At 47.0% G+C, this 21,187-nt stretch carries 20 protein-coding genes; 7 read left to right on the top strand and 13 right to left on the bottom strand.

Going from position 1 to position 21,187, the window contains the following annotated elements; all coding sequences use genetic code 11:
* Positions 1-14: 14 nt before the first annotated feature.
* The 7 genes from ribH to clpB form a co-directional block, all read right to left on the bottom strand.
* Positions 15-539 carry a 6,7-dimethyl-8-ribityllumazine synthase gene (gene ribH / locus OM95_RS10100; RefSeq protein WP_041873247.1) on the bottom strand — a complete coding sequence of 175 codons (525 nt, stop codon included), beginning with the start codon at positions 537-539 and terminating at the stop codon, positions 15-17.
* Positions 539-1,669 (bottom strand): 3,4-dihydroxy-2-butanone-4-phosphate synthase, encoded by a 1,131-nt coding sequence (ribB, locus tag OM95_RS10095; protein ID WP_041873244.1) that lies wholly within the window; start codon positions 1,667-1,669, stop codon positions 539-541. The genes ribH and ribB overlap by 1 nt, the downstream gene beginning before the upstream one ends.
* A complete protein-coding gene (locus OM95_RS10090; protein ID WP_041873242.1) occupies positions 1,669-2,268 on the bottom strand; it encodes a riboflavin synthase in 600 nt (199 codons plus the stop codon). The genes ribB and OM95_RS10090 overlap by 1 nt, the downstream gene beginning before the upstream one ends.
* A 227-nt stretch (positions 2,269-2,495) precedes the next feature.
* Complete coding sequence (locus tag OM95_RS10085; RefSeq protein WP_291516080.1) at positions 2,496-3,671, bottom strand: hypothetical protein; 1,176 nt, start codon at positions 3,669-3,671, stop codon at positions 2,496-2,498.
* A gap of 299 nt (positions 3,672-3,970) precedes the next feature.
* Positions 3,971-4,468 carry a hypothetical protein gene (locus tag OM95_RS10080; RefSeq protein ID WP_041873279.1) on the bottom strand — a complete coding sequence of 166 codons (498 nt, stop codon included), beginning with the start codon at positions 4,466-4,468 and terminating at the stop codon, positions 3,971-3,973.
* Positions 4,469-4,500: 32 nt separating this feature from the next.
* A complete protein-coding gene (locus OM95_RS10075) occupies positions 4,501-4,941 on the bottom strand; it encodes a DUF2127 domain-containing protein (protein WP_041873236.1) in 441 nt (146 codons plus the stop codon).
* Positions 4,942-4,955: 14 nt separating this feature from the next.
* The gene (gene clpB, locus OM95_RS10070) at positions 4,956-7,541 is read right to left on the bottom strand and encodes an ATP-dependent chaperone ClpB (RefSeq protein WP_041873234.1); all 2,586 of its coding nucleotides are present in this window, start codon (positions 7,539-7,541) and stop codon (positions 4,956-4,958) included.
* Between the two features lie 62 nt (positions 7,542-7,603).
* Between clpB and OM95_RS10065 the strand changes: the two genes are divergently transcribed.
* From OM95_RS10065 to OM95_RS10055, 3 genes are all read left to right on the top strand, one after another.
* Positions 7,604-7,870, top strand: a complete 267-nt coding sequence (locus OM95_RS10065) for a hypothetical protein (protein WP_041873233.1) — start codon at positions 7,604-7,606, stop codon at positions 7,868-7,870.
* A 483-nt stretch (positions 7,871-8,353) separates the two neighbouring features.
* Positions 8,354-9,187 carry a flagellin gene (locus OM95_RS10060; RefSeq protein ID WP_041873232.1) on the top strand — a complete coding sequence of 278 codons (834 nt, stop codon included), beginning with the start codon at positions 8,354-8,356 and terminating at the stop codon, positions 9,185-9,187.
* A 327-nt stretch (positions 9,188-9,514) separates the two neighbouring features.
* Positions 9,515-10,276: a hypothetical protein gene (locus tag OM95_RS10055; protein WP_041873231.1), complete on the top strand. Its 762-nt coding sequence runs from the start codon at positions 9,515-9,517 to the stop codon at positions 10,274-10,276.
* Between the two features lie 22 nt (positions 10,277-10,298).
* Here the strand turns inward: OM95_RS10055 and OM95_RS17275 are convergent, their stop codons facing one another.
* Positions 10,299-10,712 (bottom strand): hypothetical protein, encoded by a 414-nt coding sequence (locus tag OM95_RS17275; RefSeq protein ID WP_291516078.1) that lies wholly within the window; start codon positions 10,710-10,712, stop codon positions 10,299-10,301.
* Between OM95_RS17275 and OM95_RS17270 the strand changes: the two genes are divergently transcribed.
* The 3 genes from OM95_RS17270 (at position 10,699) to OM95_RS10040 (ending at position 12,877) form a co-directional block, all read left to right on the top strand.
* Positions 10,699-10,977, top strand: coding sequence for a hypothetical protein (locus tag OM95_RS17270; RefSeq protein ID WP_291516076.1), 279 nt, complete (start codon positions 10,699-10,701; stop codon positions 10,975-10,977). The genes OM95_RS17275 and OM95_RS17270 overlap by 14 nt on opposite strands.
* A gap of 155 nt (positions 10,978-11,132) precedes the next feature.
* A complete protein-coding gene (locus OM95_RS10045; RefSeq protein WP_041873276.1) occupies positions 11,133-12,302 on the top strand; it encodes an aminotransferase class V-fold PLP-dependent enzyme in 1,170 nt (389 codons plus the stop codon).
* 98 nt (positions 12,303-12,400) lie between these two features.
* Positions 12,401-12,877 (top strand): hypothetical protein, encoded by a 477-nt coding sequence (locus OM95_RS10040; protein WP_041873229.1) that lies wholly within the window; start codon positions 12,401-12,403, stop codon positions 12,875-12,877.
* Positions 12,878-12,916: 39 nt separating this feature from the next.
* On the opposite strand, the gene OM95_RS10035 is transcribed toward OM95_RS10040, so the two are convergent.
* The 3 genes from OM95_RS10035 to OM95_RS10025 are packed head-to-tail and all read right to left on the bottom strand — an operon-like array spanning position 12,917 to position 18,122.
* Positions 12,917-13,429, bottom strand: coding sequence for a MarR family transcriptional regulator (locus OM95_RS10035; protein ID WP_041873228.1), 513 nt, complete (start codon positions 13,427-13,429; stop codon positions 12,917-12,919).
* Positions 13,430-13,446: 17 nt separating this feature from the next.
* Complete coding sequence (locus OM95_RS10030) at positions 13,447-16,674, bottom strand: efflux RND transporter permease subunit (RefSeq protein WP_291516073.1); 3,228 nt, start codon at positions 16,672-16,674, stop codon at positions 13,447-13,449.
* A 2-nt stretch (positions 16,675-16,676) separates the two neighbouring features.
* Positions 16,677-18,122 (bottom strand): TolC family protein, encoded by a 1,446-nt coding sequence (locus OM95_RS10025; protein WP_291516071.1) that lies wholly within the window; start codon positions 18,120-18,122, stop codon positions 16,677-16,679.
* A gap of 155 nt (positions 18,123-18,277) precedes the next feature.
* Between OM95_RS10025 and OM95_RS10020 the strand changes: the two genes are divergently transcribed.
* Positions 18,278-18,925 (top strand): TetR/AcrR family transcriptional regulator, encoded by a 648-nt coding sequence (locus tag OM95_RS10020; protein ID WP_041873226.1) that lies wholly within the window; start codon positions 18,278-18,280, stop codon positions 18,923-18,925.
* A 57-nt stretch (positions 18,926-18,982) separates the two neighbouring features.
* On the opposite strand, the gene OM95_RS17265 is transcribed toward OM95_RS10020, so the two are convergent.
* Positions 18,983-19,810, bottom strand: a complete 828-nt coding sequence (locus OM95_RS17265) for a hypothetical protein (protein ID WP_291516069.1) — start codon at positions 19,808-19,810, stop codon at positions 18,983-18,985.
* A 196-nt stretch (positions 19,811-20,006) separates the two neighbouring features.
* Positions 20,007-21,062 (bottom strand): sigma-54 dependent transcriptional regulator, encoded by a 1,056-nt coding sequence (locus tag OM95_RS10010; protein ID WP_041873225.1) that lies wholly within the window; start codon positions 21,060-21,062, stop codon positions 20,007-20,009.
* Positions 21,063-21,187 lie beyond the last annotated feature (125 nt).

The raw sequence follows: 21,187 nt of genomic DNA, 5'->3' as shown, positions 1-21,187 counted from the left end.
CCCCTTATGCTAGATTACTTTTTAGCATTTTTCTTCTTTTTTTGTGTTTTTGATGCAGCTTTCGAGGACTTGGCCGCCTTAGGTTTGGCCAAGATCGCCGCGGTTTTCAAAGTCGCCGGAATCTCTTGAGTCAAACCGATCATTTCCATAACCACCTGAGCGGCTTCTTCACCTTTATTACCGTGAGCACCACCCGCACGAGCCAAGGCCTGCTCTTCGTTCTCAGTCGTCAAAACACCAAACCCGATAGGTTTTTTGTAATCAAGCATCAACCGAGTGATTCCATCCGTTACCGAATTGCAGACATAGTCGTAATGAGAAGTTTCGCCACGAATCACGGCTCCCAGGGCCACGACGCCATCACAACCAGCATCCAGGAAAGCCTGACAAGCCAAAGGCAACTCGACTGCACCAGGAACAAGAGCCGCGAAGATTTCAACGCCTTCACAAGACTCAAGATAAGAGATTGCTCCTTCTTCCAGTTTTTCCGTGATTTCATTATTAAAACGAGCTGTGACTACACCAACTTTAAGACCCATTACTTGTGCCCCTTTACATTTTCAATAGCTACGATTTCTACAATTTCGATTCCGAAGGCCTTCAGGCCCACTTTCTTTTCAGGTTTGTTCGTTAGAAGACGAATCTTGTGCGCACCGATTTCACGCAGAATTTGCGCCCCAATGCCGTAATCCCGCTCATCCATCAACGGCGTTGATGGACGAACATCTTCCATTCCCGCCAGCATATTCAGCTCTTGAGTCAAACCATGCGTGCGGTTGTTACCACGAAGCAAGACAAAGGCGCCCGATTTTTGTTCGCTGATCAGCTTCAGACTTTCCAGAACTGTCGACGCACCTCTTTGTAATACCGCCATAAAGTCCCGGGTGAAATTATCGACATGCACACGCACCAAGGTTTCCTGATCCGGGGAAATCTCGCCCTTCTGGATCACCAAATGTTCAAGTCCATCTACAGTGCTGCGGAAAATGCGTGCCTTTAAACCTTCACCAAAAGAAGACGGCAGATCAATGGCCGAAAGCTCTTCGACCAAAGTTTCATTCGCCAAACGGTAGGCGATCAAATCGACGATGGTGCCGATTTTTAAGCCGTGTTTCTTGGCGAACTCTTTCAGATCCGTCACACGCGCCATGCTCCCGTCAGGATTCATGACCTCACAAATGACGGCCGCAGGATTCAGCCCCGCCAAACGAGCCAAATCTACGCTGGCTTCGGTATGTCCCGCGCGTTTAAGAACCCCGCCTTGCTGAGCGCGGATCGGGAAAATATGTCCCGGCATATGAATGTCTGAAGGCTTTGCATGCGGGTTCGCGGCCACTCGCAAAGTGTGCGCTCGGTCGGCAGCGGAAATCCCCGTCGAAATGCCCTCTGAGGCTTCAATGCTGACAGTGAATGCTGTTTTGTTGGGAGCAAAGTTCATGTCATCACGAACCATGAGCGGCAATTGCAAACGCTCGATCTGCTGGGCCGTCACTGTCAGACACACCAGACCGCGTGCTTCGGTGATCATAAAATTCACCGCTTGAGTCGTCACATGGTCCGTCGCAAGAATCAGATCGCCTTCGTTTTCACGATCTTCGTCATCGACAAGGATGACCATCTTTCCGTTGCGAATATCTTCGATGATTTCTGGAATAGTATTAAATGACATTAGTCTTTCCTTACTTCAAGAGAACGCTGGATCGCTCGCGCCATATAATCAGGCTCGACATTCACCGAGGAACCTTTTTTCAACTCGCCCAAATTCGTGCGTTTGATGGTTTCCGGAATTAAACACACCGAGACCACATGGTCTTGCAATTCGTTGACGGTCAGACTGACTCCATTCAGAGTGATGCTGCCCTTTTTCCAAACAAATGGTAGAATGCTGTCTTGCACTTTGACGTCGATAAACAACGACTCGCCATCAAGATCAGACCGCAGAACTTCACCAAGGCTGTCCACATGACCGGTCACGAGATGGCCGTGGATACGATCACCAAAACGAAGAGACCTTTCCAGGTTCATTTTTTTGCCAATCCAGCTTTGCGGATTCCAATTCAAAACTTTGATCGTCTCGGCGGCCAAAGCAAAGGTCATCAGGTCGTCGCTGAAGGCTTCCACCGTCAGGCAAACACCGTCGCAGGCAATACTGTCGCCCAATTTTATATCATTGAATTCTTTAGGTTTTTTAACTTGAATGCGGAAGGCATTATGAAGTTCCTCAGAACTTACAATAGGCATCACCGCTTCGACAATTCCTGAAAACATAACGGCCTCGGTTTGATGCCCGTGAAACTACACTCTTGCCCTCTTGAAGGCAAGGAACTCGTTCCCTGTTCCCAGACGTTATACAGAGGCCGCCCCAACTCGCGTTTTTTTGCCGCCAAATCAAATATAACGCGGCCTCAGGCCAAGAACATGAAAGAAACGGCTTTCAAGATGCTTTCGAATTGAGAAAAAAGAAAGGGAGAGTTCTTCAACTCTCCCTTTTTGCTTTAGCGACCTGGCTTGGTCGGATTGGAGGAACCTGAACCGGGATTTGTCACCACGGGAGTGACTGGCGTTACACCAGGATCTGCGGGTTTATAGTCGGCCGCGTGGAACTTGAATAATTTAACTTTTGCGCCGATCACGGCGTTCTCGTCATTTTGTTCAATCACTCGACCGCGCGAAATCTCATCACCCACCCAGTCGATTTCGATTTTTGCAACCGCAGAGCTTGCTTGTGCCCCACCGCCCAGATAATGGGAATTACAGGGTTCGCCTTCCCAATAGTAGTCTTCGTTGTAAACCAACAATTGGTCACCGGCTTCCAGTTTCACGTCTGATCCACCGACAATGATAAGATGAGTGTCGTGATTTGCCATCACTCGGGTGTACCACTCTTCAGACTTGAGCTGTTGATTCACGGAAGTCACACCTAAATTCAGCGCGTTCTTCGTAACATTCGCCAAAGGAGTTTGATAGTAGGCGCTGGGTCCTAAAGTGAAAGCGCCGAAGTTCAAACCAAAGCTTACTTTGGTTTTAGTTTGTTTCGAAGTCACGTTAGCCGCCGCAATGACTTTTGAAGTTAAAGGACGTGTCGCCACCATGGAAAGATCCAACTGCGCCCACTCCAAGTTGATTCCCGCTGACGCCAAACCATTTGTCGGATAAGCGCCGCTAGGATTGAAACCCAAGGTGATACCGCCGCCGCCAATCAATTCGAAAGAATTCACGGAGCCAGAGATTTTCGCTTGGGGAATATTCACCATACACCAGGCTGTCTTGGCGTACTGTACGTTGTAATTGTCTTTACCTGCAGCTTCGGCAAAGGCTTTCATCATCTGACCGTCTGCTTTGGTAAGATTGAAAAATCCCACATCGCCAGGCACAGCTTGCGAAGGCGGCACGGCAATCGGCGGGTTGTACTTCAAAGTAAATTCTTTGCTGTCTAAAAGAACACTATAGATCTGTTGATTGGCCACAAATTGAAAGTCGAAAGCGCCACCACCGGGAAACATGACCGGACTGGAGCGGATGGAGCCCAGCTCAACAATTTTTTTCAAAGCGCGAGGCGGTGTCACTGCTTGCTGTTGTTGCTCGCACTTTTGATTTCCCATCGTCATGGCGGCTCCCGCCACTAGAATCGATGCTTTAAAAATCTTCTTTGATAAATTTTGTGCTTTCATGAGGTTCCATCCCTTTCCACTCATTGCGCCATCTGCTGTACAGGCACAGTATACGGAATAGAACTGCTAGACCTTAAACTTACGCTAAGTGTTCGAAGCGACTTGCAAAAACAAAACCGATATCGTTATGAGACACGCTAAGTTGTTGAAATCAATTGCATCCTAAAAAATTCGCATTCACTAAAAAAAATGGATGTGTCGAAACTTTGAACTGTTTCACTAAACTTTATACGGACTGTTCGCGAAGTGTTCACTTGGAATGTAAAACTCTTTTTCAGAAACTTGGGAAATGCTTCACGCTAAAAAGTTCCGCCGCCGGAAAGGGTGATGAAGTACTGCACTTCATCCTTGCCCAGAACAAAATCATTCTTATCCGTGCGATCCTCTAAATAATGAAAAGCCTGCACACCACCACCGATACGCAGTCCCCCCAAGCCAAAAGTGATTCCGGCTTTGCCGAAAACCGCATTCGACTTTTCTGTTGCCAATCGCACACCGGGTCCCGCAAAAAACTCGACACCAAAGGCGCGATTTTGCGTGTAAAGATCGTAGTTCAAAAGGGCCGCAGAATCCAGACCATAGACAGTTTTGATTTCGCTTCCAAACTGCGTGAATAAAGAATTGCGCCAATTCAGCCAGTTGGTCGCGTAGTAGTTCAGCCCTAAGTGAATTTCTGAATAGCTTTCGCCGTCGCGCGAACCCGACGATCCACTGACATCGTAGGAAAAATGATTTTGCGCAAAGGCGACTGTAGACAGCAACAAGCTTACAACGAAAACAACGGCTGATTTTTTCATAAAACTATTTTGCGAACGGGCGCAAAAAAAGGTCAAACTTTTTTTTGTTCGCGCGTCCGCACTAAATAGACCACCACGACGATATTGACTAAAGTAATAGCCACCTTGATCCATGAAAAATGAAACCACGATTCATAAAATTCATAGGGCAGATAAATGCCTCCAGACACAATCCCCAACCACTGAGCCCAGGACCGTTCCCGCCAAAGCCCGTAGGCCTCAACCCACCGAAGTGCGCAGTAAGCCACAACTCCGATGGCTAAAATTTGCATGTTGTGATCCGAGATGCCGGAAAGGTACTGAGCCAAGGGTTTGGGAATCTGATGATGCGCGTTCAAGCCCGCGTGAGCCAGGAATTGTTCTCCGACATGCTGAGCCCGATAATGCAGAAGCTCCAGAAAGCCCAGGCCCGCTGTCAACACCGTCAACCCTTTTAAGAATTCAAACAGTGCTATGACTCGCAGGCCTGACATAGTTCGCTCATCCTTTAAAAGCTCAGTTTTTGATCGCTTCCTTTGACGTGCACGCTATCGCCAGCTTTGACTTTGCCGGAAATAATTTCTTTAGAAAGCGGATTCAAAAGTTCTGTTTGAATCACACGTTTTAAAGGCCGGGCACCGTAAATAGGATCGTAACCTTTCTTCGCCAGGAAATCGACCGCGCTTTGATCGAAGTCGATGCTGATTTTCTTTGCTTTCAAACGTTGCGCAACCAGATCCAGTTGCACCTTCACGATGCCTGAGATTTGCGATTCACCCAACGAGTGGAACATCACGATTTCATCAATACGATTTAAAAACTCGGGACGGAAGCGTTCGCGCAAAGCTTCATTCACGGCAGCACGTTTGTCATTTTCGTTCATACCTGGAGCCAAGATGGACTGCGATCCCACGTTCGACGTCATGATCAAAACCGTGTTCTTAAAATCCACCGTGCGCCCCTGACCATCGGTCAAGCGTCCGTCATCCAACACCTGCAGCAGGATATTGAAGACATCGGGGTGCGCTTTTTCTACCTCATCCAAAAGAACAACACTGTAAGGTCGGCGACGAACAGCTTCTGTCAACTGACCGCCCTCTTCATATCCCACATATCCCGGAGGAGCACCGATCAAACGAGCGACGGCATGTTTTTCCATGTACTCACTCATATCAATACGCACGACGGCCTGCTCGTCATCAAACAAGAACTCGGCCAAGGCCTTCACGGTTTCGGTCTTCCCGACCCCCGTCGGTCCCAGGAACATAAAGGTTCCAATCGGACGATTTGGATCGGAAATTTCCGCACGTGCACGGCGAATAGCATCGGATACAATCGTTAAAGCGTGGTCTTGACCAACAACGCGTTTTTGCAAAGCCTCTTCCATGCTCAAAAGCTTTTGCGATTCGCTTTCCAACATTTTGCTGACAGGAATTCCCGTCCACTTTGCCACGACTTCAGCCACGTCTTCAGGCCCCACCTCTTCCTTGAGCATGCGCTCTTCGGTGGCGGACTTTTGCTCTTTGCTTCGCTCTTCCAAACCTTTAAGCTTCTTTTCGGCTTCGGGAAGTTTGCCGTATTTTAATTCAGCCGCTTTCCCTAAATCCCCTTCGCGTTCCGCGCGAGAGACTGCCAATTTCAAATCTTCGATATCCGATTTTAATTTTTTAATCTGGTCGATGCCGCCCTTTTCGAACTCCCATTGTTCGCGCAACAGTTGGTTCTGCGCGTTTAAGCGGGACAGCTCTTTTTCAATAACCCCTAGGCGTTCTTTGGAGCCTTCATCTTTTTCTTTTTTTAGAGCTTCTTTTTCGATACGAAGCTGCATGAGTTCGCGCTCGATCTTATCGATCTCTTCCGGCACAGAACGGGTTTCAATTCCCAACTTGCTGGCCGCTTCATCGATAAGGTCAATCGCCTTATCCGGAAGGAACCGATTGGTAATATAACGATGGGATAACTTCACCGCCGCAACTAAAGCAGAATCAGTGATACGAATTCCGTGATGGACTTCGTACTTTTCCTTCAGGCCCCGCAAGATCGTGATGGCATCGTCCACGCTGGGCTCTTCCACCATGACCGTCTGGAAGCGTCTTTCCAAAGCGGCGTCTTTTTCAATGTATTTACGATACTCATCCAAAGTCGTCGCGCCGATACAACGCAACTCTCCGCGCGCAAGAGCCGGCTTCAACAATTGTCCGGCATCCATGGCGCCTTCGGTCTTACCCGCGCCGACAAGAGTATGCAGCTCGTCGATGAAGAGGATGATCTGACCGTCACTCGAAGTGACTTCTTTGATGACAGCCTTCAAGCGATCTTCGAACTCGCCGCGATACTTCGCACCCGCGATCAAGGCTCCCATATCCAGGGACATTAGTTTTTTTCCGACTAAGTTATCGGGAACGTCATGTTTGATGATTCTTAAAGCCAAGCCTTCCGCAATCGCGGTCTTACCCACCCCGGGCTCGCCGATCAAAACGGGATTGTTCTTTGTCCGACGGGAAAGAACCTGCACCACACGACGAATCTCTTCATCGCGACCAACCACGGGGTCAAGTTTGCCCTCGGCCGCCAGAGCAGTCAAATCACGTCCATATTTATTTAAGACTTCATATTTGTTTTCAGGATCGTCGTCCGTGACCTTTTGGCTGCCACGCATTTCCTGCAACGCTTGCTTGATCGCATCACCATTGATCTTAGCTTTCTTAAAGAGGCCGGAAAGTTCCGTATCCCCGCTTTTCAGCATCGCTAAAAAAAAGTGTTCAGTGGATATATAGGAGTCGCCCCACTGATTGGCTTCATCTTCGGCAAGTTTAAAGATTTTTTCTAATCTGGCACTGGCGAACATCTTCTGGCCGCCACCCGTTACTTGTGGAAAGCGGTCGATTTTAGCCCTGAGATCGTTCAGGAACTGGGCTTGTTGGACGCCCACTTTATCCAGCAAGCGCGGGACAATGCCTTCGGACTGCTGCACCAGCTCCATCAGAAGATGTTCTGGCTCGACAGAGGGGCTGCTTTTACGCTCGGCCAATTTTGCGGCCGCCTGCATGGCCTCCTGGCTTTTTCGCGTCATTTTTTCAATATCGTTGCTCATACAACCTCCATCTGGAATAAAGGATGAGTCTTATTTTGACTTTGTCAATGAGGGGTTTGTGAATGAATGCAGGTATTGTGAATCGCAAGGGAAATGGCAAGAAATCCCAGCCCCGCATCACGCCTTCGATCAAAAAAGACACTGTGAATCCTCAAGACTATTTGCGCTATGAAACGCGCTTTTCCTGCGAAGACTGTTCACACTTTGATGGTGAAAAAGTCGTTTGCACCATTGGCTACAACCCGCAACATCACCTGAAAGCCGTACAAACTCATCAGTATGAAACTGCGGGCAATATGGCCTTTTGTCGCTTTCTAGAAATTGACTGAGCCTACGGCCAGTAAATCACCTTTTTTCCCTCTGAAAGTATTGTATCTAAGTGGTTCAGGACAATCTTACGTCCTGAAATCCCGATCTATCGTTAGACTAGTATTGTAAAAAAAAAACAAAACCCGCCTGACGTCCTGTCAAGACATCGTCTCAAATCCCGATCTTATGACTATCAATGATTCACTCAGAAGGAGTCAGAGAGAGATGGTCACTCTCTCTGTATTACCGAAAGGAGGGCCTTCAAGGATGAAATAAAAAAGAACAACAGATTGTTCAAGCGCTGGGATGCAGGAACAACGAGAGGAAACTCTACCGGAACGATCCAGCGAAGGTTCTTAGAACCGAAAAATAAAAAGGCCATTAACTTAAGCACAGACTCGGATGTCAGTGCTCGGCAAAGCAGAGTAGGTTCTGCCTAGCCAAAAAAACAAATCAAGGAGGGTATTGAAAATGAAAAATAAATATTAACGGAGGAATTTAAAATGGGAATGAGAGTAACAACTAACATTAGCGCGATCAATGCACAACGTAACCTAGTAGGTTCACAAAGAGCGATCAACGATTCAATGGCGAAACTGGCTTCTGGCAGCCGTATTAATAAAGCTGCTGACGATGCTGCTGGTCTAGCGATCTCTGAAGGTTTGAAAGCTCAAATCCGCTCTGCGACTCAAGCTCAACGTAACGCGAACGATGGTATCTCCATGGTTCAAACTGCTGAGGGTGGCTTGAATGAGATCGGTAACATCGTGGTTCGTCTTCGTGAGTTGGGCATCCAGGCAGCTTCTGACACTGTTGGTGAGACAGAGCGTGGCATGTTGAATAAAGAGGTTCAACAATTGAAATCTGAGATTCAACGTATCGCTTCTGTAACTACTTGGGGTACTACTAAACTTCTAGATGGTTCATCTCCGAAGTTTGATTTCCAAGTTGGTTTGTTCAACAACGCTGAAGAAGATCGTATCTCTTTCAACGCGAGTGAGAACGTAGCTACTTTGGACGCTCTAGGATTGTCAGGCATTGACTTCTCTTCCAAAGAAGGCGCTCAGGATTCACTTGCAATGTTGGACAACGCTCAGACTTCAATCTCTGGAACACGCGCTAATCTTGGTGCCCTTCAGAACAGATTGACTTCGACAGTTGACAACTTGGGTGTGGCTCAAGAGAACTTGTCTGCAGCTAACAGCCGTATCCGTGATACTGACGTAGCTCAGGCTTCTTCTGAGATGACTCGTAACAACATCTTGTTGCAAGCTGGTACTTCAACATTGGCTCAAGCGAACCAATCAAATCAACTTGCTCTTAAGTTGATCGGTTAATAAGCCGAGCGCACACAGTGAGGGCGACAGGCTCGCCCGCAACTGAAGTGACTGAAAAGTTCTAAAAATAAACCCGATGAGTTCTTGCTCATCGGGTTTTCTTTTTTTGACCAAGCCTTATTCAGCGAAGAATTTTGATTCCGTAAAAAGTTTAAACACCACCCGTCTTAAGATTTAATTTTCGCAAAAAACTGTAAAACTTTTTTACCAATAATTTCAAATATTTAGCTAAAGTATCCGGGAATTTCCGCCGAAATTATGTAACGAGTGATAACTGAATGGCCAACCCCATTTGAGTTGCCACACAAAGAACACGGAGGAATTTCTATGATCACAACTCAAACAGCAAGACTTCTGGTGATGGCCCTTCTATCTACATCCCTGCTTGCAGCCTGTAGTAAAGGTGGTTTTGAAACACTCGCAACAGATGGCAATAGCAGCCAAGGTTCTTCTGGCGACAATTCAGGCCAGGATACCCCTCCCCCCTCCGTACCAAGTCAGTTCGATAAGCTGGATATGAATGCTTATGTAGGAAGTGGGACTTACGAAAATGAACAGGTCGTGGCGCTAGATAAAGCCAATAACGCGCTACTTCTATATCTTCCCTTACCCCCTGGACCTTTTAGTTCTGTCTATATTGATGTTCCAAGTGCTAAGGGCGTGAAGATTCAAACTGTTTTAGACTCTCAGCAGAAAGCCCGCGTGGCCGTCAGCATTCCGTTACGTCTGATCGTCAAAGACAAAGTCACTCTGCCGCCGGCGACAACATTGCCCGGTGGACGCGCATTGCCGATGATGCCTAGCGGAGAGTACCCGTCCCTAGCCCTGGGTCTTAATCAGAACTCTGACAACAAGATCTACCTGTACATGGGTGTCAATGCGGTCGGTTTGTTTGTGGAAAGCTCCTTCTTTCCGGAATATGTCGGCATTACAGCCCCCATCAAGAATCAGGCGCAAACACGCACTTTGGGATATTTCACCATCGTTCCTAAGCAAGGCAGCAATAAAGGTGGTCTATTCCTGTCTTTCCTGCTGCCCAATGACCTGGCTGCAATCATCGACGATCACTTGAGTGGTATTATCAACTAAACAAGACCGTCGAAATCTCATTCTAATTTTCTTTGCCTGCCCCCTTAAATGTCGCTAGTCTAAGGGGGCTAATCATTTTTGAACGAAGTTTGACTTCTAGCATTTTTAGGGAGCGATCAATGGCAAAGAAAAAAGCGAAAACAGCTAAGAAAGCCGCAACTAAAAAAGCAGCGAAAAAGCCTGCTAAAAAAGCTGCTGCAAAAAAAGCAACTAAGAAAACCGCAAAACCTGCGAAGAAAGCTGCTAAAAAAGCCGCAACAAAAAAAGCAGCCAAGCCTGCTAAAAAAGCGGCGACGAAAAAAGCCGCTACTAAAAAGGCAGCTCCCAAAAAAGCTGCGAAAAAGCCTGCTGCAAAGAAAGCGGCCCCAAAGAAAGAAAAAGTAGCTAAAGCCGCTGCTGTTGGCGCGGGTGCTGCTGAAGTATTGAAGCCTTCCACTTCTCCTGCGATCGAAGAAATTTCTTCTGATTTCGACGACGAAGCGGAAATGGACAGCATGATCGACATCGAGGAAGAAGACACTGGTTCTGACGACGAGTGGGAAACTGAATCTGATGAGGACACGGAGTCTGAAGAGGAAGAAGAAGGTTCCATCGAGGACGAAGAGTCTGAAGATGACATTTCTTCATCTGATGATGATGACGACGACGATGATGATGACGATGACGATGAAGACTTCGGAGATGACGAAGGTTACTTCTAGTCACTGAAATCACTTCGAAGAGGTATCTTCGAATAGGTTTAAAATTGAAAAGCGCTCTTTGATAAAATCAAGAGCGCTTTTTTTATATGCCTCAGCTAGGTTCGACGCAAAAGTCTTTGATAGTCAACGCCCCCCGTTTTGATTATGATTTCCCCATGTATAAACACCTTTATCAGCGGTTTTTAAAGGCTCATCCTCAGGAACTTCACTTCGCATGTCATAGCCATCACTACTGGCCCGATATTTCACGAGAGGCCCACATGCAATACTGGGATGACTCGGCGAAATTCGTTGATAATAAGTGGGAGCATATTTTTTCTACAAAGGTGCCTCAGGCGCAAAAGCTTATCGCTGAAGCCTTAAATCTTTCCCACCCGGAACAAATCGTCTTTGCACCGAATACTCATGAGTTTGTTTTTCGTCTGCTAAGTTCTTTGGACTGGAATAGAAAGCTTAGAATTCTTACCACAGATTCTGAGTTCTACAGTTTTGATCGGCAGATCAATCGCCTGTCTGAACTGGGAAATTTTGAAGTGGTGAAAGTACCGACCCTCCCTTTTGCGAGTTTTCACGAACGCTTCGAAAAAGAATTGCAACAAGGTGCTTGGGATATGGTTTTCATCAGCCATGTCTTTTTCAACTCAGGCCTGGCCTGCGATATCAAAAGGCTGGCGCAGAAAGCCCCCTCAGACAGTCTTTTTGTGATCGATGGGTATCACAGCTTCCTGGCGGTTCCGGTGGATCTTGCGCCTTTGCAGAAAAAAGTCTTCTATCTGGCCGGTTCGTACAAGTATGCACAAGGTGGTGAAGGGGCCTGTTTTCTTTATGTTCCTCCCGGTACACGGCATCGTCCTTTTCATACGGGTTGGTTTGCTGAACTTTCGCATCTTGCCGCCGTCGGAAATCAAGTGGGTTATCCCGAAGACGCCCTTCAATATGCCGGCAGCACCATGGACTTTTCGGGACTTTACCGTCTAATCGCAGTTCTTGAAAAGTTTAAGTCCGAAGGCTTAAGCGTCGCCAACATCCATCAGATCGTAAAAAGAAATCAGCAGTCTTTTCTCGCAGCTCTGGAGAAAAATCCGCATCCGGTTTTGAATGCGCAGAACTTAGTAAATCCTGAGATATCCGGATTGGATCGGGGACATTTTTTAACTTTCGAATGCCCGAGCGTGGAAAGAACCCAGACCCTGGTTGCCGAGCTGAAACGGCATCACGTCCAGACAGACTCTCGCTCGACGCGCTTGCGCTTTGGCTTTGGCCTTTATCATGATGCCGATGATATTCAGGAGCTTGTTTCTAGAATTTCGCGCCTCAGCTCATAGTCATCATGCATTTATAGAATATATAGTTTCTTTATATTCAGTTGTCGCAAAGTGCCTATTCACGATAGATACCTCGTCATTAATAAAACGGAGTTTCTATGAAAACACTTGTCTCTCTTTTGCTAATTTTAGCTTCTACATCCCCTGCTCAAGCGAAGCCTGCCGACGTAGAGCTGTGCACTTTAGAGCTTTATGAGGAAAGTGAAGCTCTTTTTGCCGCGGAAGAGGTTTTTGACATTCGCACGGCCACATCTGTATCCGCATCAGAACTAGAGATGCTCAACCAGCATATGAACTACATCAGCTTCGAAGAAGCTAGAACATATACTTTTGCGGAAATCCAAGAGCAGTTCAATGACAGCAGTGACGAGTTATACATTCACAAGCTGACGTCACGACAAACAGGTCGTGTATATCTTGAGGTGAAATCTTATCCTGGGGACAATCCCTATGGGTTGGTCTTCGATGCTGGAACAGGAACTTTGCTAGCAACGAATGGTGACGACTCTTACACACTTATCGATTCCAACGGCACAAAATTTTCCTGTTACGAATTGAATAAAGGAAAGTACTAATTGGGTAATAAAAAGCCTCCTTCGCAGGAGGCTTTTTAATTATTTCGTCAGAACGCTGGTGCTATGAACCATTTTCTCCAAAGTCCCACTGAAACTATTCAGCTCGTCGTGGCTGATTTGATTCCAAAATGCCGAAATCTTGGGCGCCCATTGCGGGAAAATTTCTTTTACCAAAGAAAGCCCTTTGTCCGTGATTTTAATTACGAACGAACGCCCATCCTTTTCGTGCATCTCGCGTTTGACTAACTCCGCTTTCTCAAGACCGTTGATCAGTCCAGAAATCGTGGCTTGAGTGACTCCGACTCGATTGGAAAGTTCTGAAGGCATCAAACCCTCGGGCGAGTCGCCCAACATATACAGCAGCGTAAAACGACCGCTGGACAAGTTGTGGGGCGCAAGCAGGCTTTCCATATAATTTTCCAGATCATTGGCCACTTTCATAAAAAGTAGATTTGAATACAACGCCTGAGAATCCACGGCGTCGTGAATGCGTGACGCCGAAGCTTTTAACTCTTCTTTCGAAGGCAGAGTTTGTATGAATAACTTAGCCATAAAATACTCCTATCTCTTTATCCTTCTGACAAACCGACTTCGGTGGATTCTGTACCGCCTTTGGCTTCAGAACCCAACTTCACTTCGACGTGACGGTCGGCCTTCTTTTTTTCATGTGTCGTAAAACGAGTGCCTAGGCCATTTGCCCAAATTCTAAAACGATCGACATAAGTAAACACGGCAGGAACCACAATCAGCGTCAGGATCGTTGACGAGATCATACCACCGATAATCGCAACCCCCATGGCTGTGCGGGACTTCGACGCTTCATTAAGACCGATAGCCACCGGCAAGGTCCCCGCAATCAAAGCAAAAGACGTCATCAGAATTGGACGAAGACGTGTCTTACCAGCTTCGACCAAGGCCTCGGCTCTGGATTTTCCCTGAGCCATCATTTGATTAGTGTAGTCGACCAAAAGAATCCCGTTCTTACCAGCGACACCGATCAACATAAAGAAACCGAAGATCGCAAAGATCGTCATGGTTTCGCCCATCAGGAAAAGCCCCAAGAAGGCTCCACAAAGAGCCAGTGGCAAGGCCACCATGATGGTGATTGGTGTGATAAACGACTCGTACAAACTAGCCAGGATCAAGTAGATGAACATGATCGCAAAGCCCAAGGCTAAAACAGTCGATGTCATCAACTCTTGCATGTTTTCAGCATCACCACCGAAGGTGTAACGCACACTTGGTGGAAAAGCTTCAGGCCCTGAACTCATCGACTTCACAACATCGTTAACAACAGTGCTTAAGCCCACACCCGGAGCCAGCCCCGCAGTGATCTGGATATAACGACCGCGGTCTTGACGCTCGATAGAGGCCGGACCAGTCGCCAAGTCCCCTGTCGCGACATCAGAAAGCTTCACAAGCTTTCTATTCACGTTCGGTACGTAAACCTGACTAAAGCTTTGTTTGATATCCCGCTGCTCTGGCAACAAACGAACGCGCACTTCATATTCACGGCCTTTTTCGCGGAACTTCGCTGGAGTCAATCCTTCCACCTGCGCGCGCAGCTCGCCACCCATGGTTTTCGTATTTATTCCATAAAGCTTCGCGGCACCCGGTTTTACATGCACCTGCAATTCGGGTTTTCCGGGACGGAAGTTTGAATCCACGTCTTTAAAACGAGGGTCCGCTTTCATTTTTTTCAAAACTGTCGTAGCCGAAGCTTCCAAGGCTTGAGGATCGGCAGAAATGATATTCAACACGAAAGGCTGTTGGCCCATACCGCCGCTGGCATCATATTTCTTAACTACAGGATTGGCATTGGTAAATCCGACGAGCTGCTGACGAACTTTATCACGGAACTGTTCTGTCGTCAGTTTTCCCCGTTCTTTGCCGTCTTTCATGCGGACGTAGAATTGGGACTTGTTAGATTCGCCGTACAAACTACCTACGATCATCGCGGTGTAGTTGACCTCAGGATTCGCACGAATCACTTGATCGACCTCGTCGGCAACTTTATTCATCCCCTCCAAGCTTGTGCCCGGCTCCATTTCTAAAGTGACTGAGAACTCACCCGCGTCGTCGTCTGTGATGAAGGCGCCGGGAACTTTAGTCACTGTGTAGATACTAAGAACGAAAACTAGGAAAGTCGCCGCGATCGTCATCAAAGGATGACGTAAAGTCACACGCAACAGTTTTTCGTAAATGGTTTCCAACCAGCTTTGGAAGCGATCAAAACCGCGCACCAGACGGCCTAAAGTTTTGTCATAAAGACCGTTTTGAGGTTTCGCGCCGTGACCACCACCATGCCCCGAGCCACCGAAGTAAGCTGTCAGCATCGGAATGATCGTCATCGCGACGAACCAACTGATGGCCATAGAAAAAACAACAGTCATACCGAACTGTTTCAAAAATTGACCGATCGTTCCTGACATCGTGCCGACCGGAACGAAAACCGCGATCACCACCAAAGTGATGGCCATAACCGCCATTTGAATTTCCGTAGTTCCTTTTTCCGCGGCTGTTAAAGAGTCTTCTCCCAACTCCATCCGACGATAGATATTTTCGATAACCACAATGGCGTCGTCGATTAAAAGACCCACCGCCAACGTCAAAGCCAGCATAGAAACGATGTTAATTGAAAACCCGGCGATCTTCATAATCATGAAAGCACCGATCAAAGAAATCGGCAAAGACAGCGCTGTAATCAAAGTGGAACGCGCGCTTCCCAAGAAGAAGAAAACCGTAATAACCGTCAAAATGATACCGATGATGATAGTTTCTTTAACATCATAGATATTGTTTTTGATTTTTGTGGAACCATTTGTGACGACTTGAACCTTGGGAGCTCCGTCCAGCTTCGCCAATTCCGGCCCAATACGATCCAATTGTTTGATCACATCATCAGCGACACGCACAGTGTTTGAACCCGACTGACGATAAACTTGTAAGAATAAGGCTTTTTCGCCATTCAGAAAGGCGCGAGATTTTTCATCCTGCATGGTATCGACCACTTGGCCCAAATCCGCGACTCGTGTAGGAACCTCATTGCCATACAGATTTACTAACGTATCGGCAATTTCCGGTACGGATTGAAACTCTCCCAAACCACGGAAGACCAGTTCTTTACCGCCTTGCTGTTCTACTTTACCGCTTGGAATATTTTCGCCGGAAGCGCCGACCTGTGCCGCCACTTGGCTAACGGAAATTTCGCGCGCACGCAGTTTATTGCGATCCAAAATGACATGAATCTCACGCTCGCGGCCCCCGAAAATTTCGATGGCGCCGACGTTGTTCACTTGCTCTAAGCGAGGTTTAATATATTGATCTGCGATATCGAACAACTGCGCATCATTCAAATTATTCGCCGTCAATGACACCATTAAAATCGGTGTATCAGACGGGTCAAATTTTCTGATCACAGAGTCTTCGGCTTCGTCAGGAAGCTTCGGCTTAGCGATATTCACCTTATCGCGCACTTGCTGTTCTGCGTATTTCACATCCACCGAACTATTGAATTCGACGATTACTTGAGAAACACCTTCCAAGCTTTTTGACGTCAAACGTTTGATGCCTGAAATCGTGCTGACTTCTTCTTCGATCGGACGGCTGACCAGAGTTTCTATCTCTGAAGGCCCCGCCCCCGGATAAGTTGTCTGTACAGTGACGACCGGAACACTGACGTCGGGGAACAAATCCACGCTCATTGATTTGAACGAGGCCCAGCCGACAACGATGATCGCGATCGTCACGCAGGCAATAAAGATCGGTCTGCTAATGGATATCTTAGGTAAGCTCATGATTAGTTTCCTCCTTCAACAGAGGCTTGGTAAAGTTTAACTCTTGCTTGCAGTCCCAGTATCTGTGCCGCCGCTTGCACGCGGTTGACTTCAGATTGTGAAAAGTCTTGTTCAAAAAGAAGAACCTGATACGTCGTGGTTCTTCCCTGACGAAGACGAGTGCGCTCATTTTCTAGTTTAGCTTTTTGCGCATTGACGATATTTGTGGCTAAACGAAGGCTTTCTTTTGCCTCGATCATTTGCTCCGCCAAGTTCGTCCATTCTTGCTCTTGATTGAATTGTTTGGCTTGGTAAGAATACTCCGCCGCTTTGCGAGCTTTTAAAGCCCCGGCCTTCGCATCATTCAAGGCAAAGACATTCAAAGGGAGATTAAAACGCACTCCCACAAAAGCAGTGTCTCGACCATCTTCACCAGCAGCTTTCAAGGCTTCGTTCAACTCTTCATTGCGCCCGTTCAAAGCATAGCTTCCGTAAAGATCCAAAGTGGGTTTGTTTTTTTCTTCCGTCACTTGCGCTGAAGCCTGAGCCAAGCGCGCTTGCGCCTCGGCAGCTTTCACGTCATAGCGATCTCCGGGTCTGGCCTTTGGGACTTCGATCGTTCCTAAAGAAGCGTAGTTGATCCCCTCCAAAGACGGAGCGGACTCTTCCGCATTTTTATTCAGGAAGGTATTGAATGCGCGACGAGCCGCTTTTTCGCGATTTTCCGCCTGCTGAACGCCAAACAGTGTGGCTTCCACCATGGCTTTGGCTTGCAGAACGTCGGCATTTTCACCCAAGTTCATGCGGGCTTTGCGGGAAACATAGTCCAAAATACTTTGCGCCTGCTTCAAGGCCCGCTTCTGCACTTGCACCAACTCTTGGGATGAGGCCAGCGTCCAGTAGGCTGCTTCCGCTTCAACTAAAGTTGAAACTGACTGAGCATCTGCCCCGAATTTTTCCGCGACGTTTTGTTGTCTTGTAAGTTCCTCATTAGCGCGAGCGGTTCGACCAAATCCATTTCCCCAAACCGGCATTGTCAGTTCAAGAAGTGGCGTCGCATCCCAAAAACTGTTGGGAACGCCGGCAGGAAGACTGGCACCGACAACTTCAGTGCGGTCCATGGCGTAAGATAGTTTTGTCTGCAGACCAAAGTTAAACTCTTGAGATAAACCCAAAGAGTAGTTCTGCATTTTCAACTCATCATAAGAAATGGTTGAGGCAAAAGGCTCTTTGCCATCGTAGCCAATTCTGGCATTCGCAAAAAGGCGCGGCGTAAAGAACAGGTCAGCTTCACGGGCTTTCAACTGCGAAGCTTCGGCCTGCTCAGAGCTGGCTTTGTACCCTAAACTATGTTGTTTCACTTGCTCTAAGTACTCGTTCAGATTCATGGCGGACGCCGAATTTCCAACCAGGGTGGCGGCAAGAATCAACGAGAAGCTTGCAACGTTTAATAAATCGGATCTTTTCATTTCATAACTCCGTTATGTAATCGCTTACATACTTAAAGTAGCGGAAGACGCTTAAGTATGCAATCAATTACTTTCTTGCGTCCTCTAAAGGCTTATGATACATTATATAAAGACAAGAGTTTTCATATAGTTAGGCAATTGTCAGGAGATTATCAATGAGTGAAACATCTCAATTAAAGACCCCCGGCGACGAAAGTCCTGCTCAAATAAAGGGCAAAAAAAGAGATCGATCGGCTTCAGAAGAACGCCTGATTCAGGCGGGTCTTGAGACCTTTGCCAAACATGGTTTTAATGGGGCCACGACGAAGATGATTGCCAAGAAAGCCGACGTCAATGAGTCGCTCATTGGTCGCTACTTCGATGGAAAAGAAGGTCTGCTTGTCGCTATCATTGAAAAATTCCTGGAACAAATGACTCACGAGGCTCTTCCCTATCCTCCGCAAAAAACTTTGTCGGAAGAACTTGAGCTGTATGTCACTTACCGCATGCAACAAGGGTGTATGCACGAAGATTTTGCGCGAATTGTTTTTTCTCAAGCTTTAGTTGATAGAAAATTTAAAAAGAAGGTCCGTGAAACAATCCCCTTAACGATCGATCCAAAACTTCTCGAGCGTGTTCAACTTCTAATACAAGACGGAAGATTGAAACCTGGCGTGGATCTTACCGAAGTTTGCGAACACATTGATTCTTTTCTGGATGGAGTTTTCTTCTTTGATCATATTCTGCACGAAGAGTCTGAAGAGTTTTTAAAGAAAAAGGCCATTCGTTTTGTGCAGGTCTATGCGAAGCTTTACGATAAATAAATTCCTGGTAGGGCTTTAAGTAAAAAACCCACAGCTGAAACTGTGGGTTTTTTATTTTTATTCTTCAAAAGCCGGCAAGTCTTCGATAGTCGCCGTTGGAGGAGGAGGAATGACTCCTGGCTCTTCCGTCTTCGTTCCCTTCTGAGCGTCCTGTTGGCGTTTTTCTTCTTGCTTACGAGCTTCTTCTTGTTTTCTTAGCTCTTCCTGTTTGCGAACCTGCTCTTGATTTTGGCGGCGTTGTTCTTCCGCTCGACGCTGAGCTTCGATCTTACGCTGTTCTGCGATTCTTTGCGCTTCGAGACGTTCCTGCTCCGCCCGACGCTGAGCCTCGCGGCGCGCTTTAATTTCGGGATCATACTCTTCCACGCATTTCATCGCCTGCTGAACACCATATTGGCCGCGGTCCGCTTTATTAATCACACAGTTCTTAACCAAGGCGGCCTGAGGGGTGCTGCAAATTCGCATCGCATCTGTGGCGTCTCGCGGATTAGAAACATAAAGACCACCACGAAGGAAAAGTTCTGAGGCGCATACGGCCACCTCAAATGAATTGGTATTCAAACAAGCTTCGGCCGCGTAAATAACGTTTTTCTTATGAGGATAGCCGTTCTTATCAAAGGCGCGGCTGTTCAAATGTTTAGTCAAGTAGATGGTGCAATCCTGGAAACGCATATCTGTGCGGCCCCGAGTACAGGCAACATCCGTTTTAGACGACATTGTGCTAAGGTTCTGATAGAGGAAATCAGAACATTCACGCTGTTGGTACGACATTGTATCTTCGTCTACATAAATGCTGGAATCGCTGTCATCATCGGCAACGACGTAAGCATTTGCATTCACAGATAAGAACAAAACTGAGAGCCACATGCCTAAAACGAGTTTCATATAAACCTCTTAATCCACGAGAAGGAATTGCAAGAGCAGGACCACGCCATCTCGAATTAATACACTTTTAAGCGACTGTGACTGCTTAGGCTTTTTACAGGGTGACGTTCTTCAAGAGAACCTTTGGGCAAAAAAAAGCCCGAGGTGGGAAGAGAGAAAACCACCTCGGGCCAGCTAGTAACGTTCTATTTAATTCTTATTTCATGGGCTTCGTGTGAACCGCGAATTTTTCAAACTCGCCGTACTCATGAAGTTTGTTATAAAGAGTTTTGATCGTAATACCCAAGTTGTTGGCCGCTTGAGTTTTATTACCGCCAAAGTGCGCTAGAGCTTTTAAGATATAACGCTTCTCTAGATCGTGTAAAGTCATACCAGGATCGTACTCGATCACGTCCTTTTCAGCCTCGCCGTTGCGGATATTCTCGGGAATATCGTTCAACATAATCATGTGGCCATCAGAAAGGATCTGCAGTCTTTCGCACACGTTTTGAAGTTCACGAATATTTCCCGGCCAGTCATAACGAACCAAAGCTTTCATCGCTTCTTCATTCACAGAACGACCACGGTTCAGATAGGCATGTTGCGAGTTGTTCAAGAAGTGGTTGATCAACGCCGGGATGTCTTCTTTACGACGACGAAGAGGCGGAGCACTAACCACGATCGTATTGATACGATAGAACAAGTCTTCACGGAAATTGCCTTTGATTACCTCTTGATCCAATTCTCTGTTCGTTGCACAGATCAAACGGATATCAACTTTGATAGGGTCTTTACCACCCACACGATAGATTTCACCTTCTTGGATGAAGCGCAGAAGTTTTGCCTGGATAGCAGGATCCAACTCACCGATTTCATCCAGGAACAACGTTCCGCCGTTGGCCGCTTCAGCCAAACCGATTTTACGAGTATAAGCGCCCGTGAATGATCCTTTTTCATGACCGAAAAGTTCTGACTCAAGAAGAGTCTCGCGAAGAGCACCGCAGTTGATTGCTACGAAAGCTTTGTTTTTACGATTAGAACGATCGTGGATAGAACGAGCGATAAGTTCCTTCCCTGTTCCAGACTCACCAAGAACCAAGATGTTCGCCGTTGAAGGCGCCACGCGGTCGATCATCTTCATCAAGCTTCCCATCACCTCAGATTGGTAGACGATAGTCTTGTTTTCCAAAACTTTGGAAGTTGTATTTGTATTCCACATCACTTGATTTGCATTCTGAGAAGAGGGCAAGATCGTAGAGTTGTTATCGTTCATGGGTTCCACCTTTCGGTAACGTACTTAAAAATCTGGGTGGGTGTCTCAGATTGAATATCTCGTTCTGATACACCGCAGCAACGCATTGAGTTATAACTTTGGTCGTGTAAGTTTTGCAAGTAAAA

The organism is Bdellovibrio sp. ArHS, assembly GCF_000786105.1.
Taxonomy (GTDB): domain Bacteria; phylum Bdellovibrionota; class Bdellovibrionia; order Bdellovibrionales; family Bdellovibrionaceae; genus Bdellovibrio.
This window is presented reverse-complemented; position numbering and strand designations above follow the sequence as displayed.

Coding starts and splice junctions, on each gene's coding strand:
- ribH (WP_041873247.1), bottom strand. CDS start 539: ATGGGTCTTAAAGTTGGTGTAGTCACAGCTCGTTTTAATAATGAAATC.
- ribB (WP_041873244.1), bottom strand. CDS start 1,669: ATGTCATTTAATACTATTCCAGAAATCATCGAAGATATTCGCAACGGA.
- OM95_RS10090 (WP_041873242.1), bottom strand. CDS start 2,268: ATGTTTTCAGGAATTGTCGAAGCGGTGATGCCTATTGTAAGTTCTGAG.
- OM95_RS10085 (WP_291516080.1), bottom strand. CDS start 3,671: ATGAAAGCACAAAATTTATCAAAGAAGATTTTTAAAGCATCGATTCTA.
- OM95_RS10080 (WP_041873279.1), bottom strand. CDS start 4,468: ATGAAAAAATCAGCCGTTGTTTTCGTTGTAAGCTTGTTGCTGTCTACA.
- OM95_RS10075 (WP_041873236.1), bottom strand. CDS start 4,941: ATGTCAGGCCTGCGAGTCATAGCACTGTTTGAATTCTTAAAAGGGTTG.
- clpB (WP_041873234.1), bottom strand. CDS start 7,541: ATGAGCAACGATATTGAAAAAATGACGCGAAAAAGCCAGGAGGCCATG.
- OM95_RS10065 (WP_041873233.1), top strand. CDS start 7,604: ATGAATGCAGGTATTGTGAATCGCAAGGGAAATGGCAAGAAATCCCAG.
- OM95_RS10060 (WP_041873232.1), top strand. CDS start 8,354: ATGGGAATGAGAGTAACAACTAACATTAGCGCGATCAATGCACAACGT.
- OM95_RS10055 (WP_041873231.1), top strand. CDS start 9,515: ATGATCACAACTCAAACAGCAAGACTTCTGGTGATGGCCCTTCTATCT.
- OM95_RS10045 (WP_041873276.1), top strand. CDS start 11,133: ATGTATAAACACCTTTATCAGCGGTTTTTAAAGGCTCATCCTCAGGAA.
- OM95_RS10040 (WP_041873229.1), top strand. CDS start 12,401: ATGAAAACACTTGTCTCTCTTTTGCTAATTTTAGCTTCTACATCCCCT.
- OM95_RS10035 (WP_041873228.1), bottom strand. CDS start 13,429: ATGGCTAAGTTATTCATACAAACTCTGCCTTCGAAAGAAGAGTTAAAA.
- OM95_RS10030 (WP_291516073.1), bottom strand. CDS start 16,674: ATGAGCTTACCTAAGATATCCATTAGCAGACCGATCTTTATTGCCTGC.
- OM95_RS10025 (WP_291516071.1), bottom strand. CDS start 18,122: ATGAAAAGATCCGATTTATTAAACGTTGCAAGCTTCTCGTTGATTCTT.
- OM95_RS10020 (WP_041873226.1), top strand. CDS start 18,278: ATGAGTGAAACATCTCAATTAAAGACCCCCGGCGACGAAAGTCCTGCT.
- OM95_RS17265 (WP_291516069.1), bottom strand. CDS start 19,810: ATGAAACTCGTTTTAGGCATGTGGCTCTCAGTTTTGTTCTTATCTGTG.
- OM95_RS10010 (WP_041873225.1), bottom strand. CDS start 21,062: ATGAACGATAACAACTCTACGATCTTGCCCTCTTCTCAGAATGCAAAT.